This is a genomic window from Micromonospora sp. DT53 (assembly GCF_049841535.1).
Taxonomy (GTDB): Bacteria; Actinomycetota; Actinomycetes; order Mycobacteriales; family Micromonosporaceae; genus Micromonospora.
Window position 1 is genome coordinate 654,455 of record NZ_JBNCKM010000002.1, and the last position, 18,571, is coordinate 673,025.

Sequence of the window (18,571 nt, forward strand, 5' to 3'; positions counted from 1 at the left end):
CCGCCGCGTCAGGCGGTGTTGCCCCAGCGGGCCTGTTCGAGCAGCCGCACCGCCCGGTCCCGGACCTCCGGGTCGTCCGAACGCAGCAGGGCCGTCGCCTCGTCGACCGCGTCGGTCAGCCGACGCCACTGCGTGTCGCGCTCCCGGACCAGGTCCGACTGGGTGGCCAGCTGCCGGGTCTTCACCCACAGCTCGACGAAGACCGACACCTTGGCCCGCAGCACCCACGGGTCGAACGGCTTGGTGAGATAGTCCACCGCACCCACCTGGTAGCCCCGAAGGGCGAGCTGGGCGTCCCGGTCGGCGGCGGTGAGGAAGATGATCGGCACGTGCCGGGTCCGTTCGCGGCGCTTGATGTGGCTCGCCGTCTCGAAGCCGTCCATGTCCGGCATCTGCGCGTCCAACAGGATCACCGCGAAGTCGTCCACCAGCAGCTGCTTGAGCGCAGCCTCGCCGCTCTCCACCGCCACGGACTGGACCGGCAGCCCCTGGAGGATCGCCTCCAGGGCGGTCAGATTCTGCCGCCGGTCGTCCACGAGCAGCGCTTTGGCCAACTGGGTCACGAAATCTCCTCGGTCCGGCTGCCGTTGATCCAGGACGACATCAGCTCGATCAGGTCGTCCAGGTCGACCGGCTTGGTGATGTAGTCGCTGCCCCCGGCAGCGAGCGCCGACTCACGGTCGCCCGGCATCGCCTTCGCGGTCAGGAAGACCACCGGAAGGTCGGCGAACCGGTGGTTGCGGCGAATCTGACGGGTGGTCTCGTAACCGTCCTGGTCGGGCATCATGGCGTCCATCAGCACGATGTCCACCTCCGGGTGCTCGGCCAGCAGGCGGACACCGTCCGCCCCGTTGTCCGAGTACAGCACGGTCATCCCGTGCAGCTCCAACGCGCTGGTCAAGGCGAAGACGTTGCGGACGTCGTCGTCGACGATCAGCACGGTGGCGCCGTCCAGCTGGCGGGTGGCCGGTGCCTCCGGCCGGTCCGGCAGCAGTTCCAGCGGCGGCATCAGCAGCGACGACGGCAGGCCGGCGCGCTGCGGAGACGGCGTCTGGGGCGCGACCACGGCGTCCGGGGCCAGCACCTGCGGCACGAACAGGGTGAAGGTCGAGCCCTGACCGGGCGCGGACGAGACGGTGATGGTGCCGCCGATCAGCCGGGCCAGATCGCGGCTGATCGACAGGCCCAGACCGGTGCCACCGTACCGGCGGCTGGTCGTGCCGTCGGCTTGCTGGAACGCCTCGAAGATGATCGACAGCTTGTCGTCGGAGATGCCGATCCCCGTGTCGATCACGGTGAACGCGATCACCTGCTGGGCGTTCGTCAGCGCCGGCACGTCGAAGACGGCGTTCTCCGCGGCCGGGGCGATCCGCAGCGTCACGGCACCGTTGTCGGTGAACTTCACCGCGTTCGAGAGCAGGTTGCGCAGGATCTGCTGCAACCGCTGCGCGTCGGTCACCAACGCCGGCGGCAGATCCTTGCTCACCCGTACCTGGAAGTCCAGGTTCTTCTCCTCGGCCTGCGGCGCGAACGCCTGCTCGACGTAGCCGCGCAGCTCGGTGAAGCGGATCTCGGTCGGCTCGACGTCCATCCGACCCGCCTCGATCTTGGACAGGTCGAGGATGTCGTCGATCAGACGCAGCAGGTCGGAGCCGGACCCGTGGATGGTCTTGGCGAACTCGATCTGCTTCGGGCTGAGGTTCTGCTCCGAGTTCTCGGCCAGCAGACGGGCCAGCAGCAGCAACGAGTTCAGCGGGGTCCGCAGCTCGTGGCTCATGTTGGCCAGGAACTCCGACTTGTAGGCCGACGCCCGGGTCAACTGCTGCGCCTTCTCCTCCAGGCCCAGCCGCGCCAGCTCGATCTCCCGGTTCTTCGTCTCGATGTTGCCCTTCTGCTCGGACAGCAGAGTGGCCTTCTCCTCCAGCTCGGCGTTCGTGCGCTGCAACTCCGCCGACTGCTCCTGCATCTCGTGCGCCAGCCGCTGCGACTGGGCCAACAGCTCCTCCGTACGCCGGTTGGCCTGGATGGTGTTGACCGCGATGCCGATGGTGAGCACCAGCCGCTCCAGGAACGACAGGTGCAGCGACGAGAAGGCCGACACGCTGGCGAACTCGATCACCCCGAGCAGCTCGCCCTCGAACAGGACGGGCAGCACCACCAGGTCGGACGGGGGTGTCTCGGCCAGACCGGACCGCAGGGTGAGCCGGCTGTTCGGGGAGGCGCTGACCCGGATCGTGCGACGGGAGAGCGCGGTCTGCCCGACCAGCCCCTCACCCGGCCCGAAGGTGACGTCGTGCCCCCGTGCCACGTACCCGTACGAGGAGGTCAACCGCAGCCGCATGCTGCCGTCGGCGTCGTCGGCCAGGAAGAAGGCGCCGAGCTGGGCGTCGACCAGCGGGGTCACCTCCGTCATGATCATGCGGCAGACCTCACCGAGGTCGCGCTGGCCCTGCAGCAGGCCGCCGATGCGGGCGAGGTTGGAGTCCAGCCAGCCCTGCTCGGCGTTCTTCTTGGTCGTCTCCCGGAGGGTGACGATCATCTGGTTGATGTTGTCCTTCAGCTCGGCGACCTCGCCCTGCGCCTTGACCGCGATCCGCTGGGTCAGGTCACCGCGGGTCACCGAGGTGGACACCTGGGCGATGGCACGCAACTGCGTGGTAAGCGTCGAGGCGAGCTGGTTGACGTTCTCGGTGAGGTCACGCCAGGTGCCGGAGACACCCTTGACCTGCGCCTGACCGCCGAGCTTGCCCTCGATACCGACCTCGCGGGCCACCCGGGTCACCTCGTCGGCGAACGACGAGAGCTGGTCGACCATGGTGTTGACTGTCGACTTCAGCTCCAGGATCTCGCCCTGGGCGTCCACCGTGATCTTCTGCGACAGGTCGCCCTTCGCCACTGCGGTGGTCACCGAGGCGATGTTGCGGACCTGGCTGGTCAGGTTCGACGCCATCGAGTTGACGTTGTCGGTCAGGTCACGCCACGTGCCGGAGACACCCTTGACCTGCGCCTGGCCACCGAGCTTGCCCTCGGTGCCCACCTCACGGGCCACCCGGGTCACCTCGTCGGCGAACGACGAGAGCTGGTCGACCATCGTGTTGACAGTCGACTTCAGCTCCAGGATCTCGCCCCGCGCGTCCACCGTGATCTTCTGCGACAGGTCACCCTTCGCCACCGCCGTGGAGACCTGGGCGATGTTGCGGACCTGGGCGGTCAGGTTCGACGCCATCGAGTTGACGTTGTCGGTCAGGTCCCGCCACGTGCCCGCCACCCCGCGCACCTGCGCCTGACCGCCCAACTTGCCCTCGGTGCCCACCTCACGGGCCACCCGGGTCACCTCGTCGGCGAACGACGACAACTGGTCCACCATGGTGTTGACAGTGGACTTCAGCTCCAGGATCTCGCCCCGCGCGTCCACGGTGATCTTCTGCGACAGGTCACCCTTCGCCACCGCCGTGGTCACCGAGGCGATGTTGCGGACCTGGCTGGTCAGGTTCGACGCCATCGAGTTGACGTTGTCGGTCAGGTCACGCCACGTACCGCTGACGCCCTTGACCTGCGCCTGACCGCCCAGGTTGCCCTCGGTGCCCACCTCACGGGCCACCCGGGTCACCTCGTCGGCGAACGACGACAACTGGTCGACCATGGTGTTGACGGTGTTCTTCAGCTCCAGGATCTCGCCCTGGGCGTCCACGGTGATCTTCTGCGACAGGTCACCCTTCGCCACGGCGGTGGAGACCTGGGAGATGTTACGGACCTGGCTGGTCAGGTTGCCGGCCAGCTGGTTGACGTTCTCGGTGAGGTCCCGCCAGGTGCCGGACACGCCGCGCACCTGGGCCTGACCGCCCAACTTGCCCTCGATGCCCACCTCACGCGCGACCCGGGTCACCTCGTCGGCGAACGACGACAACTGGTCAACCATCGTGTTGACGGTGTCCTTCAGCTCCAGGATCTCGCCCTGCGCCGCCACCGTGATCTTCTGCGACAGGTCACCGCGCGCCACCGCCGTGGAGACCTGGGCGATGTTGCGGACCTGGGCGGTCAGGTTCGACGCCATCGAGTTGACGCTGTCGGTCAGGTCCTTCCAGGTGCCGGCCACGTTCGGCACCTCCGCCTGGCCGCCCAGCTTGCCCTCGGTGCCCACCTCGCGGGCCACCCGGGTCACCTGCTCGGCGAAGAGCCGCAGCGTGTCGGTGAGGTAGTTCATCGTGGCGGCCAGCTCGGCGACCTCACCACGGGCGCCGACCGTGATCTTCTGCGACAGGTCGCCCTTGGCCACCGCCGTCGCCACCTGCGAGATCGACCGCACCTGGCCGGTCAGGTTCGACGCCATGGTGTTCACCGAGTCGGTGAGGTCCTTCCAGGTGCCGGCGACACCCCGGACGTCGGCCTGGCCGCCCAGCTTGCCCTCGGTGCCCACCTCACGGGCCACCCGGGTCACCTCGTTCGAGAACGAGGACAGTTGGTCCACCATCGTGTTCACGGTGCGCCCGATGCGCAGGTACTCACCGCGCAGCGGCCGACCGTCGATCTCCAATGCCATGTGCTGGGACAGGTCACCATCGGCGACCGCCACGATCACCCGGGCGATCTCGGTGGTGGGTCGACCCAGGTCGTCGATCAGCGAGTTGATCGCCCGCTGCCCCTCCGCCCAGGAGCCGTCCAGCCCCTCGTCGTCGAGCCGCTCGGTGAGCCGGCCGTCGCGGCCGACGATCCGGCTGATCCGCCGCAGGTCCAGGTGCTGCCGCTCCTGGAGCGAGACCATCTCGTTGAAGGCGTCCGCCACCTCGCCGGCCGCGCCGGCCCGGCGGGGAAGCCGGGCCTTCAGGTCACCGCGACCGATCCGTCGCAGTGCCTCGGTCAACTCACCGAGGAGCGCCTCGTGGTCGGACGCGGACGGATCCGCCACCGACTGCTTCGCCGTGGTCATCATTCCTCGCTCAACTCGGGGGCGCCGGTCCGTGCGGACACACCGGCACCCCATATTGTGCCCGCGCGCGCCGTAGTACCAGGGTGCGCGACCCGCCAGGTCGCATCGATCGCCCCGTCGACCCGCCCGATCGGCGTCGAGCCGACACGGCGCGTCGCAAACCTCGCCCGGCTCCCGCACCCGTCGATTCGACGCGTCAACACCTACGCCGCTGACCGACGCGACAGGCCGCGATCCGTGATCGGCTTGGCACCTGGCCGGGCGACGGTGGAGGATACGGGGGTGTCAGCCGAGGCGGGGCCCGCGACGGCCGGGGCCCGGGACGGGGCCGTCCGGCGTGTGCGCCTGCCCGCCGACCGCCGCACGCCGGCCGCCGCCCGCGCCGTGGTCCGCTCGGTGTTGACCGAGTCACACCTGGACGAACTGGCCAACGAGGCGCTGCTGCTCACCACCGAGCTGACCACCAACGCCGTCGAGCACGCCGGCACCGAGTTGGACATCGAGGTCGTCGCCGACGAGATCGGGCTGACCGTCACCGTCTCCGACTTCGCCCCCGGCTCGGGTGACGAGCTGACCGTCGGCGACCGCAACGACTCCACCGAGATCAACGAGGTCTCCGTGCGGGGCCGGGGCCTCCTGCTTGTCGACCACTTCGCCAGCCGCTGGGGCACCACGTACCTGCCCACCGGGAAGGGCGTCTGGTTCCGGCTGGACCGTCCCGGCGTCGGCCCGCCCGGGTCGGGCGGCATCGGCGAGTCGACGCCTGCCAACGCCGGCCCACGGACGAGCACCGATCCTTCCGCGCCGAGCGCCAGCGCGATGAGCGAACTCATGCAGACCACCCCCGACCTGTACGGGGACGACCCGTTGCCCGACTTCGCCACCAGCCTGCTCAGCCGCGTCGCCGAGATGGTGGGTGCGGCCGGCGGCACGATCCGCCTGGACCGGGGTGACGGACAGGGCCTCCAGGTGCTGGCCCGCTTCGGTCGGCCGCCCCGCCCCGGCAGCGAGCTGCTCCGGGTGCCGCTGACGGTGCACCGCCCCTACGCCGGGGAGTTGGAGTTGGACGCCGCGCCGTCCGCGTACGCGCGACCGCTGGCGGTGCTCACCGCCGAACGACTGTCGCTGCACCTGGAGAACGACCGGCTGCGCCGGGCCGACGTCCGCCGGCAGGTGTGGTTGACGTTCCTGGCCGAAGCGAGCGAGCTCCTGGCCCAGTCGTTGGACGTCGACCTGACCATGGCGCTGGTGCCGCAGTTGGTGGTGCCGCGACTCGGTCAGTGGTGCGCGGTGCACACCACCGACGAGTGGGGTCGGCTCCGGCTGGCGGCGGCCAGCCACGCCGACGAGTCGATGCTTCCGCAGCTGCACAAGGTGCTGGCGGAGACCGGGCCGGATTCGATCCAGGCCCGCCTCCGCGAGGCGTCCCGCAGCGCGGCGCAGATCCCCCTGGGCGGCCCGATGGAGGGTTTCGCGGTCCCGCTGATCGCCCGCGGGCAGCGGCTCGGGACCCTCGCGGTGGGGCGGCACCAGCGGCACCGGCATGACCCGGACGAGGTCGCCGTGTTGGAGGACGTGGCCCGGCGGGCCGCCCTGGCCATCGAGAACGCCCGGATCCACGCCGAGCGCCGTCGCGTGGCGCAGACACTCCAGCAGTCTCTGCTGCCGCCGGTCCTGCCGGTGGTGGACGGGATCGGTTTCGCCGCCGAGTACGTCCCGACCGGCGACGACGCCGAGGTGGGGGGCGACTTCTACGACGTGGTGCCGTTGCCCGACGGGCGCTGGCTGGTGGTGATCGGTGACGTCTCGGGCAAGGGCGTCCAGGCCGCCGCGGTGACCGGGCTGGTCCGGGACGTGATCCGGGTGCTGGTCGGCGACGGCAAACCGTTACCCGAGGCGCTGGCGCGGCTCAACGAGACTCTCGTCGAGCGCGGTGGTGGTCGCTACTGCACGCTGGCGCTGGCCGCGGTCGGGCCGGGCCAGGGCGGCCAGTTGGACGTGGCGCTGCACCTCGCCGGGCACGACCGGCCGGTGCTGCTGGCCGGGGTGGGCGGCGCCGAGTTCGTCGGCACCGGCGGCACCGCGCTCGGTCTACTCGACACGATCACCTCACCGACGGCGGAGATCACACTGGCGCCGGGCGATGCGCTGATCTTCTACACCGATGGCGTCACCGAGCGGCGGCGCGGCCGGGAGCTGTTCGGCACCGACCGGTTACGGGACGCCGCCGCGCCCCTGGCCGGCTATTCAGCCGACGTGGTGGCCGCCCGGCTGCGCGCCGCAGCGATCAACTTCTCGGTCGAGCCGCCCCGAGACGACATCGCCGTCCTGGTGCTCCGCAACGACGCGACCTGAACCGCCGCGCGGCCCTCGGGTTTCGGGTCCGCTCGGCAGATTGACGGTCATGACGAGCGTCGCGCAGGTCACGTCGTACTCCCGGCCGGCGGTCCGTGCCGAGTGGTGGATGGACTGACGGTTTGCCGGGCCTGCCTCACAGACCGCCGGGGAGCCGCCCGGGCGCGAGACGGTGCTCCGGATCCAGGTGCCTCTTCGCGGCCCGCAACTGGGCCAGGCCGGCCAGCTCGCCCCAGAGGTCGACCGCCTGGCGGACCGCCGCCGGAGCGGAGACCACCACGCAACGACCCTGCCGGGCCAGCAGCACCCCTCGGACGGCGGCCAGGATGGACGCCACCCGGTCGGGTGCCAGTGCCCCGGGCAGTGCCGCGTGCACCACGCCCAGCCCGGCGGACCCGCGCACAGGCACCGGCGCGCCGGCCGCGTCCCGCAGTGCGTAGACGGCGGCGTGCAGATCGCCGATCGGCACTTCCAGGCGCAGCGCCGTGTCACCGGGCGCGAACGGGTAGCGGCGCCACCACGTCGGCGCCGAGTGGGCGATCGTCGCCTCCCCGTGCAGCAGGCCGACCAGCTGCTCGGCACGTTCGGTGACGTCGGCGGGGCCGCCCTCCAGCAGCACCACCAGGCTGCCGGCCCGGGACGGGGCATCGGACCGGCCGGACATCGACGGATGGCGCTCGCGGGCGGTGGCCGCCGGGTGACCGGGCGGGTACGGCGTACGCGGGCGGGGGGTGCCGCCGGGCAGATCCAGCTCGACGGCCGACGGCTCAAGCCGAGCGGCGAGGATCGTCCGGACCAGGTCGTGCACCTCCAGCGGCGTCCACACCGGGCGGGACACCCAGAGCCTGCTCGCCGGCACCGCCTGCACCCGCAGGCTCGCCGCAACCAGCACGCCGAGCGCGCCCTGGGAACCGCAGAGCAGGCGGGCCAGGTCGAGCCCGGGCGCGCCACCGCCGACGCTGATCAGCTCGCCGTCGGCGGCGAGGTAGCGCACACCGAGCAGTTGGTCGCAGGGGCTGCCGTGGCGGTGGCGCAACGGACCGGCCTCGCCGGCGGCGAGCACGCCACCCAGGGTCGCGCCGGGCGACGGGGCGTCCATCGCGAGACGCTGCCCGGTGCGCTCCAGGGTGGCCTGCACCGCCCGCAGCGGGGTGCCGGCCCCCACGTCGGTCACCAGCGAGTCGACCGGCTCGTGACCGATGCCGGCCAGTCGGCCGGTGTCGAGCAGGATGTCGACCTGAACGGGAGTGGCCCCCCAGTCGATCTTCGTGCCCGCGCCTCGGGGCACCACCGCCAGATCGTGCGTGGCGGCCAACCGCAGCACCTCGGCGGCGGCGTGCGGGCTGCCCGGGACGGCCACCCAGCGCGCCGGCCGCCCCGCCACCTCGTCGGCAGGACCGGCCAGCCGGGAGAAGGGTGGACCGCAGATCGCCGCCAACCGCCGGCTGATCTCAATGGCTCCGGACCGGCCGAGGGAACTCGCTGCTGCCGCCATGCCGGCCATCGTACATGTGTTCGAAAGTCGGGGTTGCGGGTATCGGGATGCCACTGGTCCGGCGCACTGCGGCTGCCGGCCGGTAACGTGGCCGCCGTGACCACCGAGACTGCCCCGCCCGCGGCGAAGCGGGTGCCCAGCGAGCGCACCCACCACGGCGACACCGTCGTCGATGAGTACGCCTGGCTCGCCGTCAAGGACGACCCGGAGACGATCGGCTACCTGACCGCCGAGAACGAGTACACCGACGCGCGTACGGCACACCTGGCCGAGTTGCGCGCCGACCTGTTCGAGGAGACTCGCCGACGCACCCAGGAAACCGACCTGTCCGTGCCGACCCGCAAGGGCGGGCACTGGTACTACACCCGGACGGTCGAGGGGCAACAGTACGGAGTGCAGTGCCGCCGGGCGGTCCGCGACGGTGAGACCGACCCGCCGGTCAGCGCCGACGGCGCCCCACTCGACGGCGAGGAGGTGCTCCTCGACGGCAACCTGCTGGCCGAGGGGCACGACTTCTTCTCGCTCGGCGCGTTCGACGTCAGCCCGGACGGTCGCTGGCTGGCCTACTCCACCGACTTCTCCGGCGACGAGCGGTTCACCCTGCGCGTGAAGGACCTGACCACCGGCGAGCTGCTGCCGGACGAGGTACCGGACACGTTCTACGGCACCGCCTGGTCGAGCGACGCCTCGGTGCTGTTCTACGTGACGGTGGACGACGCCTGGCGGCCGAACCGGGTGTGGCGGCACGTCATCGGCTCCGCGGCGGCCGACGACGTGGTGGTCCACCAGGAGGACGACGAGCGGTTCTGGGTGGGCGTGGAGCTCACCCGGTCGGAGAAGTTCGTCCTCATCGACGTGCACAGCAAGGTGACAAGCGAGGTGCTGGTGATCCCCGCCGGCAACCCGACCGGCGCGCCGGCCGTGATCGCTCCCCGCCGACAGGGCGTCGAGTACACGGTGGAGCACCACGGCCACCGTTTCCTGATCCTGCACAACGACGGCGCGGAGGACTTCGCGCTGGCGTTCACCTCGGCGGACGTACCCGGCGACTGGGTGCCGCTGATCGAGCACACCCCCGGCACCCGGCTGGAGGCCGTCGACGCCTTCGCCAACCACCTGGTGGTGTCGCTGCGCACCGAAGGGCTCACCGGGCTGCGGGTGCTGCCGGTGGGCAGTGACGACGGGTACGACATCGACTTCCCCGAGCCGCTGTACAGCGTCGGGTTGGACGCCAACCCGGAGTACCGCACCGGCCAGGTCCGGCTGCGCTACTCCTCCCTGATCACACCCGACTCGGTGTACGACTACGACCTGGTCACCCGGCAGATGGTGCTGCTCAAGCAGAAGCCGGTGCTGCCCGGGCCGGACGGGCGACCGTACGACCCGGCCGAGTACGAGCAGCACCGCGACTGGGCGCTCGCCGACGACGGCACCCGGGTGCCGATCTCGCTGGTCTGCCGCGTCGGCACCCCCCGGGACGGCTCGGCACCGTGCGAGCTGTACGGCTACGGCTCGTACGAGGCCAGCATGGACCCGTGGTTCTCGGTGGCCCGACTGTCCCTGCTGGACCGGGGCGTGGTCTTCGCGGTGGCGCACATCCGGGGCGGCGGTGAGCTGGGCCGACGGTGGTACGACCAGGGCAAGCTGCTGGCCAAGAAGAACACCTTCACCGACTTCGTGTCGTGTGCCCGGCACCTCGTCAAGGCCGGCTGGACGGCCAGCGACCGGCTGGTCGCGCGGGGCGCCTCTGCCGGTGGACTGCTGATGGGCGCGGTGGCCAACCTCGCCCCGGACGCGTTCACCGGGATCGTGGCGCAGGTGCCGTTCGTGGACGCGCTCACGTCGATCCTCGACCCGTCGCTGCCGCTGACCGTCACCGAGTGGGAGGAGTGGGGCAATCCGCTCGACGACCCCGAGGTGTACGCGTACATGAAGTCGTACACGCCGTACGAGAACGTGGCGGCCGTGGACTATCCCGCGATCCTCGCGGTGACAAGCCTCAACGACACCCGGGTGCTCTACTCGGAGCCGGCGAAGTGGATCGCCCGGCTGCGGGCGGTCGCCCCGGGCGGCGACTACCTGCTGAAGACCGAGATGGGCGCCGGGCACGGCGGCCCGAGTGGTCGCTACGACTCCTGGCGCGAGGAGGCGTTCATCAACGCTTGGATCCTGGACCGCATCGGCCGCGCCTGACCCGTGGGTCGACGTGATCGCGGGGGCGCCGGGTGGCTGGCGTTCCCGCGCCGACGCGGGTGCCGCCGGCCTAGACTTCCGGGGTGACCGGGGCTACGGAGGACGGCGACGGCAGGGCCGGCGAGAACGTCCGCCGGCCGAGCGTGGCGGCGGTGGCACGGGATCGCCGGGTCTGGCTGATCCTCGCCGTGGTCGCCGGCCTCCTGGTCTGCTGTTGCTCGGCCGTGGTCGGCACGCTTGTCGCGCTCTCCTCCGGCCTGCTCAGCGCCTGACCATACCGGTGGGGACACCTCGGCTCAGGTCGTCCGCAGCTCGTCCAGGGCGGTGCTGACGCGCAGGAAGAGCAGGCCGACACCGACCGTCACCAGCACCGCCGCCAACGCGCCAGCACCGAGCCACGCCAGGTGTTCCAGAGGTACGGGAACGGCTCGCTGCACCACGGGGAAGTGCGCGATCCGGGTGTACTGCTCTCGGGTGGCTGGGTCGTCACAGAGCGTCGCCGTGGCCTCGCAGATCGCCATCGACCCGCCGCCCGCGGACACCTCCCTGCCGAGCCCTCGGCCGAGCAGCGTGCCCACGGTGAGCGCGAGCAGGATCGCCGGCACGGCGGGCGCCAACGCCTGCCAAGCCACCGAACGACTCAGCGTGGCGCGCGGCACCCCGGTGGCGACCAACGCGGCATAGGCGCGTCGACGGGCGACGATCCCCTCGACCAGCGCGACGATCAGCCCGCCCGTCGCGATCAGGATGGCCACACCGATCGCGCCATCGACAAGGTCCATCGTGGACAGATAGAAAGGGTCGGCGCCACCACCGTCGACCCCGGTGAGCCGGCTCTGCTCCCGCTCGAGCTGGTCCTGAGTGGCGAAGTAGGCGCGCTGGCCGGCCGCACCCCCGCCGAAGATCAGGGCGGCGAGCAGCGCCGCGAAGGTGCGGCTGCCCGCCCATGGGTCGGCCATCAGTCGGCCCGCCGCGAGCAGGGCCGGGGCCCGGCGGGCGTACCGACGCAACAACCGTCCGCAGTGGTAGGAGATCCAGCCGGTGCCGATCACCACCCCGATCATCGCCGCCAACGCACCCACCGCGAACAACAGCGGCACCAGCCAGGCCCACTCTTCGCTGTCGTCGAACCTGTTCACCGCCGGGCGGATCACCGCGAACGAGACCACGCCGATCCCGATCAGGAGCCCCGCCCACGGGCCCGGGCCACGCTCACGGGCGGCCTTGCGGCTCACCCCCAGCGGGCTGGTGGTGACCGTACGCAGCATCAGGGCGGTGGCCAGCGCCGCCACGACCGGCAGACCGAGCACCACGCCGACCAGCGCACCGGTCGACGGCAGCACGTCGGTGGGCAGGGCCAGTCGACCTCGCGCGTCCGGTCGGTGCAACAGTTCGCGGCCAACCAGGTAGACACCCAGCCCGACGAGCGTGCCGAGCAGAGCGGCCACGCCCGTCTCCAGCACCACCAGCCGGGTGACCTGCCCGGGAGTGGCGCCGGCCAACCTGAGCGCGGCCAACCGACGGTCCCGGGCCGGCGCGCCGAGCCGCGCGCACTGACCGGCCAGCGCCAGCACCGGGACCATCAGCATCAGCAGCGCGAACGCCGTACCCCCGCGCAACCCGGGCTCCCGCAGCAACGCGTTGCGGTACTGCTCGGACTGCGCCCAGGCGTCACCGGGGGGTTTCTCGATGGCCAACACGGTGAGCGCCGCGAGCCCGGCCAGGGTCGCCAGCAGGGCGCTGAGCGCCGTGAGCACCACCCGGGCGGTGTCGGTGCGAGTGCCGGCGAGCGCGAGGCGGACCAGCGTCGCCGGTCTCACCGGGCACCGCCGGCCAGCGGCACGTCGATCCCCAGGCCGGTGTGGTCCACCAAGCCGTCGCGCAGCACGATCTCCCGATCGGCGTACGCGGCGATCCGCGGCTCGTGGGTGACCAGCACGACAGCGGTGCGCTGCTCACGGGCGAGCCGGACCAGTTGGGTGAGGACCTGCTCGCCGGTGAGCGTGTCCAGTGCGCCGGTCGGCTCGTCGGCGAAGAGCACCCGAGGCTCGGTCACCAACGCCCGCGCGGTGGCGCACCGTTGCTGCTGACCCCCGGACATCTCACCCGGCCGCACGTCGGCCACCTCGGTCACCCCGAACCGTTCCAGCCAGGTGAGCGCCGCCGTCCGTGCCTCTCGCCGCCCCGTGCCGGCGAGGAGCAGGGGCAGGGCGACGTTCTCGGCTGCGGTCAGCTCGGCCACCAGTTGACCAAACTGGAACAGCACCCCGAACTCGGTGCGCCGCAGCCGGGACCGGGCCGCCTCCGACAAGGTGTCGACGCGGTGCCCCCGCCACATGACCTCGCCCGCGTCCGGCCGGAGGATCCCGGCCAGACAGTGCAGCAGTGTCGACTTGCCGCAGCCGCTCGGCCCGCTGACGGCGACGATCTCGCCCTCGGCCACGTCGAGCGTCACACCGCGCAGCGCGGGCGTCGGGCCGTACGCCCGAACCACGCCGCGAGCCTGGAGTTGCGTCACGGATGCACCTCCCGGTGCCAGTCGGCGACCCGGCCCAGGGTGGCGTGCAGCCACCGCAGATCCGCGTCGAGGTGGGCGATCGCGAAATCGGCCGCGACCACGTCGCTGAGGGTGCCGGCCGGGTCGGCCTTGACCGCGGTCAGCTCACGCAGCCGTGCGGTGTGCGCGGCTCGCTGGGCGATCAGGTACGACCGGGCCCGATCGACGTCGGCGACCAGCAGCGCCACCACGACCTTGGCGAAGAGCGTGCTGGCCACGTACGGCATGGGCGGCTCCACGGTGGCCAGCCACTCGTCCAGCGTGGCCCGCCCCTGGTCGGTCAGCGCGTACGCCGTGCGATCCGGCCCGGCCACCCGATCCTGCCCGGCGGCCGCCACCAGCCCGTCGCGTTCGAGGCGGCCAAGAGTGGCGTAGACCTGCCCGAAGGCCAGTGGCCGAGCCCGCGGCAGCCGCTCGTCGTGCGCACGCTTCAGCTCATACCCGTGCCGGCTGCCCCCAGCAAGCAACCCGAGCAGAACATGCGACGTAGACACGCCGCCCACTATTCACCCAGCGAATACCCAAGTCAACACCCCACCCCACCCCGCGCCGCCCCGACTTACCTGGTTGATCAAGAGGTTTGCGTCACCAACGCGCCGGAATCTGACGCAAACCTCTTGATCACCGAGGTGGGCGGGAGGGCCGGGGATGGGGTGGGATGGGGTGGGGTTGGTGGGGTGGGGGCTAGGGGGTTTGGGGCCAGGTGGGGGTGCGGCCGGTTTGGGTCAGGAGGTGGGCCAGGTCGGGGGGCAGGTCGGGGTCGAGGTTTGGGGTGGGTAGTGGGTCGGCGAAGACGCCCATCTTGCGGGCGGTGGGGCCCAACTGCTCCACCAGCTCGTGCAGATGGGCCACCACCTCCGGGGCCGGGTGGTACGGCTGACCGGTGGCGACCGCGAGATCCCAACCGTGCACCGTCAAATCCAGCAGGGCCATGCCGCCGATGGCGGTCTGCGGCATGGGCATACGTGGTGACATGCCCTCCACCGTGGACGGCTTCGACCAGGCGGTCACCAAACGGCCGGTCTCCACCTCGAAACGGTCCCGCCAGCCGTCGCCCAGGTGGTCGGGCTTCTCGGCCCACTCCACCTGTCGCTTCTCGGCCAGGTCCTGAAAGTTGACCACCACCTGGAAGAGGTGGTTGAGCAGATCACGGACCAGGTAGTCGCTGCACGGGGTGGGCAGGTCCAGCTGGTCGTCGGAGATACCCCGTACGACGTCGACGGTTCGCGGCGCGGCGGCCGCCAGCAGCTCGCTAGTCTGAGTGGACATAGGGCCAGCGTATGAGGGTGGTCTTGAACAAATGCGACAGCGACCGCGTGGCGACAGCCGGGGGATTCTCGACCCCGGTCGCATGCTGCGCGAGATGCGCTTCCGCCGGCACCTGCCGGCGGAGTCGCTGCGTCAGTGGGTCGAGCACTACTGGTTGATCGACTGGGCGTTGAGCGAGCCGTTCGAGCAGCGGGTCGTGCCACACCCGGCGGTGAACGTGGTGTTCCGACGGGACGACGGCGGGCCCGAGTCCGGCGAGGTGGCCGGGGTGGGCCGCGACCTGTTCCGGATCACGCTCAGCGGCACCGGCCGGGTGTCCGGGGTGCAGTTCCGCCCCGGCGGCTTCCACCCGTTCTGGCGGCGCGCGGTCAGTGAGCTGACCGGTCGTAGGGCGCTGCTGCCGTTCGGCCGGCTGACCCGCCCGGACGTCCCGGTGGGCGCGGGCAGGTCTTCGGGAGCAGCCACCTCGGCGGCCAGCGACGACGAGCGCTGCCGGGCGCTGGACACCCTCCTCACCGCCTGGCAGCCGGAGCCGGACCCGATGGTCGAGGAGGCCGTCCGACTGGCCGAGGCGATCCGCACCGACCGTACGGTGCTGCGCGTCGACGACTTCGCCGCGCGGCATGACGTTCCGGTCCGCCGGTTGCAGCGGCTCTTCATGGAGTACGTGGGGGCCGGGCCGAAGTGGGTGATCCGCCGTTACCGGCTCCAGGAGGCGGTCGAACAGGCCGCCGGCGGCCCGCTGAGCTGGGCTGACCTCGCCGCCGACCTCGGCTACAGCGACCAGGCCCACCTGGTCCGCGACTTCACCGCGGTGGCCGGGGTGTCCCCCGCCGCGTACGCCCGCTCGGTGCGCTGAGGAGGCCGGGTCAGGGAGCCGAACGGGCTGACGGGTCAGCGGCGACGCAGGACGACCACGGCGACGTCGTCGTGGATCTCCGGTGGGGCCAGTTCCACCAGTAGTCGGGCGCAGAACTGGTCCAGGTCAGCGTCGACGACCGCGGCGACCGCGGCCAGCGCGGACAGTCCCTCGTCGATGGTGGCGTCCCGTCGCTCGATCAGCCCGTCGGTGTAGAGGACCAGCGTGGCTCCGGCCGGCACCACGAACTCCAGGTCGGCCGGGCGAGGGGCGCGGATGCCGAGCAGCGGCGCGGAGTGCTGCACGAACTCGACCTTGCCGTCCATGATCAGCAGCGGCGGAAGGTGCCCGGCGCTGGCCAGCCGCACCCGTCCGCTCGGCGGGTGCAGCAGCAGTACGCAGAGCGTCGCGACCTCGTTCGGCAGCAGTGTCCGCATCAGCTCGTTGACCCGGTGCAGGATCTCGCCGGGCTGGTGGCCCTCGACCGCGTACGCCCGCACGGCGTGCCGCAGCTCGGCCATCACCGTCGCCGCGTGCAGCGAGTGGCCGGCGACGTCTCCGATCGCCATCAGCAGGTGCCCGTCGAGCATCACCAGCTCGTAGAAGTCGCCACCCACCTCGGTCTGGGCGCTGGCCGGTTCGTAGCGCACCGCGAAATCGAGGCCGGCCACGGTGGGTAGCCCGCGCGGGAGCAGGCTGCGTTGGAGGGTGACCGCGATCCGGTGCTCCTCGTCGAACGAGCGCTGCCCCTCCACGGCCGCCGCCACCGCTTGAGCCAACTGCTTGAGCACCGGGGTTCGCGCGGTCTGGGTGGCGGTCGGGACCACCACGTACAGCGGGGCCCGGTCCTCGCGCAGCCGGGCGGCGGCGATGGTCACCGTGTCGTCCGCCGGCCAGTCGACGAGCGCCCAGTTCGCCGGGGTCTCCACCCGCACCGTGGCACCGGTGGGCACCCCGGTGTCGTCGACGACCCATGGCACCACGGCGGCCACCGCGCCGGGACCGGCGCAGATCCCCGCGAGACAGTCGCCGTCGAAGGTTTCGGCGATCACCGCCGCCGGGCTCTTGAAGATCTCGGCGGCGCCCTCGGCGGCGGCCTCCAGCAGGCGCGCGAAGGTCGGCGCGGCGTGCACCGCCACTGTCGTGTCGGCCAGCCCGAGCAACCGCTCGGCGAGCAGTTCGGCGCGCTGCCGTGCCTGGTAGTAGCGCAGCACCGCCCGCGTGGTGGCGATCAGCTCTTCGGGCTCGATGGGCTCGGTCAGGTACGCGTCCGCGCCCCGGGTCAGCCCCTGGGCGCGGTCGGCCACGTCCACGGCGTGCGCCGACACGTGGATCACCGGCATCGCCGGGTGCCGCACCTTGATCTGTTCGCAGACCTCGTACCCGCTCAGGTCGGGCAACCGGACGTCGAGCACCACCAGGTCGATCCGGTCCACCTCGACCCGAGCCAACGCCTCGGCGCCGTTCTCGGCTTCTAGCACGGTGAACCCGGCCCGGGTCAGCCAGCTGACCAGCAGGTAACGCTTGGTACGACTGTCGTCGACCACCAGGATGGTTGTCGGCAGGCCGTCCATGCCGTCACGCCCCGCCTGTGGGCAGGGAGACGGTGAACTTGCTGCCTTCGCCCGGCGCGCTGGTCAGCTCCAGCGTCCCGCCCAGCAGCGTCACCAACCGCCGGGCGTACGGCAGGCCGAGGCCGGTGCCGCCGACCCGGGTGGCCCCGGGCACCTGGTAGAACTCCTCGAAGATCCGGTCGTGCAGCTCGGGAGCGATGCCCGGCCCGGTGTCGCTGACCTCGAGATGCCAACGGTCGCCGTGTTGGCTGGCCCGCAGTCGCACCTCGCCGCGCTCGGTGAACTTCAACCCGTTGTGCAGCAGATTGCGCAGCACCTGGCCGAGCAGCACCTCGTCGGTGCGCAGCGTGGCCGGCGCGGCCGGCTCCTCGACGACCAACTCCACCTCGGGGCGGGTCGCCAGGGCGCGGAGGGTGCCGCGCAGTTGGCCGAAGATCGGGCGCAGGTCGACCTCGGCCAGGTCGGGCTCGATCCGGCCGGATTCCGCTTTGGCCAGGTCGAGGAGTTCGTTGACCAGGTTGAGCAGATCGGCCGCCGACGAGCGGATCAGATCGACCTGGCGGCCCTGCTCGTCGGTGAGCGGGTCGGAGGCGGAGTCGGTGAGCAGCCGCCCGAGGCCGATGATGGCGGTGACCGGGGCACGCAGCTCGTGGCTCACGTTGGCCAGGAACCGGCTCTTCGACTCACTCGCCGCACGAAGCTGGGCCGACTTCTCGTCCAGCTCGGCGTAGAGGGCGACGACGCCGCGGTTGGTCTCTTCCAGCTCCTCGGTGAGCTGGTTGTAGAGCGCCAGCACACCACTGTTGGTCTCGGCCAGCTCCTCGTTGAGCACGGCCAGCTCGTCGCGCTGGCTGCGCACCTCGTCGAGTGCGGCGATGAGCTGGCCGTTCTGCACGGTGAGCTCGTCCAGCGCACTGCCCGGCGCGGTACGGCCGAGTTCGGTTCGGAACTCGGCGAGCCGCTCCGGGGTCGGCGTCGGCGCGTTGGCCGGGACTCGTCGGGACATCCTTACGACCGTAACCCCCTCGACGGTCGACACGCTCAGTGTGTCAACCAGTCGGGACACCGCGCCGGACTGCGGTTGGTAGCGACCGTCCGGGAGCGGGGACACCGGGGCCAGGTCGGCGCGCAGGTGGAACCGGCCGTCGGCACCCGCGTCGACGTAGAACGAGACGTCCGCTCCTCCGGTCGTGCGCAGCAGATCCCGGGCGACCTCGCTGAGCGCGGTGGCGATCCGGACCTGGTCCTGGTGTTCCAGGCCGACCACCGTGGCCACCTCGCGGCCCCGCTGGCGGATCACGAAGATGTCCTGCTCGACCCGCAGCGCCATCTGGAGCAGCGG

Annotated in this window: 13 protein-coding genes; 4 read left to right on the plus strand and 9 right to left on the minus strand. The window is 71.5% G+C overall.

Going from position 1 to position 18,571, the window contains the following annotated elements; genetic code table 11:
* Positions 1–8: 8 nt before the first annotated feature.
* Both ACLQ3B_RS08880 and ACLQ3B_RS08885 read right to left on the minus strand, forming a co-directional pair.
* Positions 9–563, minus strand: coding sequence for a response regulator (locus ACLQ3B_RS08880; RefSeq protein WP_425779034.1), 555 nt, complete (start codon positions 561–563; stop codon positions 9–11).
* Positions 560–4,927, minus strand: coding sequence for a HAMP domain-containing protein (locus ACLQ3B_RS08885; RefSeq protein WP_425779036.1), 4,368 nt, complete (start codon positions 4,925–4,927; stop codon positions 560–562). Before ACLQ3B_RS08885 ends, ACLQ3B_RS08880 begins: the two co-directional genes overlap by 4 nt.
* 282 nt (positions 4,928–5,209) lie before the next feature.
* Here ACLQ3B_RS08885 and ACLQ3B_RS08890 point away from each other — a divergent pair, with 282 nt between their 5' ends.
* On the plus strand, positions 5,210–7,282 hold the full coding sequence (locus ACLQ3B_RS08890; RefSeq protein WP_425779038.1) for a SpoIIE family protein phosphatase: 2,073 nt from the start codon (positions 5,210–5,212) through the stop codon (positions 7,280–7,282).
* Positions 7,283–7,418: 136 nt separating this feature from the next.
* Here ACLQ3B_RS08890 and ACLQ3B_RS08895 read toward each other — a convergent pair whose 3' ends face one another.
* The gene (locus ACLQ3B_RS08895; protein WP_425779040.1) at positions 7,419–8,777 is read right to left on the minus strand and encodes an FAD-binding oxidoreductase; all 1,359 of its coding nucleotides are present in this window, start codon (positions 8,775–8,777) and stop codon (positions 7,419–7,421) included.
* A gap of 96 nt (positions 8,778–8,873) precedes the next feature.
* On the opposite strand from ACLQ3B_RS08895, the gene ACLQ3B_RS08900 reads away from it, so the two are divergent.
* Both ACLQ3B_RS08900 and ACLQ3B_RS08905 read left to right on the plus strand, forming a co-directional pair.
* The gene (locus ACLQ3B_RS08900; protein ID WP_425779042.1) at positions 8,874–10,970 is read left to right on the plus strand and encodes a S9 family peptidase; all 2,097 of its coding nucleotides are present in this window, start codon (positions 8,874–8,876) and stop codon (positions 10,968–10,970) included.
* A gap of 83 nt (positions 10,971–11,053) precedes the next feature.
* Positions 11,054–11,242: a hypothetical protein gene (locus ACLQ3B_RS08905; protein ID WP_425779043.1), complete on the plus strand. Its 189-nt coding sequence runs from the start codon at positions 11,054–11,056 to the stop codon at positions 11,240–11,242.
* A gap of 24 nt (positions 11,243–11,266) precedes the next feature.
* Here ACLQ3B_RS08905 and ACLQ3B_RS08910 read toward each other — a convergent pair whose 3' ends face one another.
* From ACLQ3B_RS08910 to ACLQ3B_RS08925, 4 genes are all read right to left on the minus strand, one after another.
* On the minus strand, positions 11,267–12,790 hold the full coding sequence (locus tag ACLQ3B_RS08910; protein WP_425779045.1) for an FtsX-like permease family protein: 1,524 nt from the start codon (positions 12,788–12,790) through the stop codon (positions 11,267–11,269).
* Positions 12,787–13,488, minus strand: a complete 702-nt coding sequence (locus ACLQ3B_RS08915) for an ABC transporter ATP-binding protein (protein ID WP_425779047.1) — start codon at positions 13,486–13,488, stop codon at positions 12,787–12,789. The genes ACLQ3B_RS08910 and ACLQ3B_RS08915 overlap by 4 nt, the downstream gene beginning before the upstream one ends.
* A complete protein-coding gene (locus ACLQ3B_RS08920; protein WP_425779049.1) occupies positions 13,485–14,021 on the minus strand; it encodes a PadR family transcriptional regulator in 537 nt (178 codons plus the stop codon). Before ACLQ3B_RS08920 ends, ACLQ3B_RS08915 begins: the two co-directional genes overlap by 4 nt.
* A gap of 190 nt (positions 14,022–14,211) precedes the next feature.
* The gene (locus ACLQ3B_RS08925; protein ID WP_425779051.1) at positions 14,212–14,796 is read right to left on the minus strand and encodes a TIGR03086 family metal-binding protein; all 585 of its coding nucleotides are present in this window, start codon (positions 14,794–14,796) and stop codon (positions 14,212–14,214) included.
* A gap of 31 nt (positions 14,797–14,827) precedes the next feature.
* Between ACLQ3B_RS08925 and ACLQ3B_RS08930 the strand changes: the two genes are divergently transcribed.
* Positions 14,828–15,655: an AraC family transcriptional regulator gene (locus tag ACLQ3B_RS08930; protein WP_425779053.1), complete on the plus strand. Its 828-nt coding sequence runs from the start codon at positions 14,828–14,830 to the stop codon at positions 15,653–15,655.
* A gap of 35 nt (positions 15,656–15,690) precedes the next feature.
* Here ACLQ3B_RS08930 and ACLQ3B_RS08935 read toward each other — a convergent pair whose 3' ends face one another.
* Positions 15,691–17,229 (minus strand): SpoIIE family protein phosphatase, encoded by a 1,539-nt coding sequence (locus ACLQ3B_RS08935; protein ID WP_425779055.1) that lies wholly within the window; start codon positions 17,227–17,229, stop codon positions 15,691–15,693.
* Between the two features lie 4 nt (positions 17,230–17,233).
* The gene (locus ACLQ3B_RS08940; RefSeq protein ID WP_425779849.1) at positions 17,234–18,559 is read right to left on the minus strand and encodes a sensor histidine kinase; all 1,326 of its coding nucleotides are present in this window, start codon (positions 18,557–18,559) and stop codon (positions 17,234–17,236) included.
* Positions 18,560–18,571: the final 12 nt, after the last annotated feature.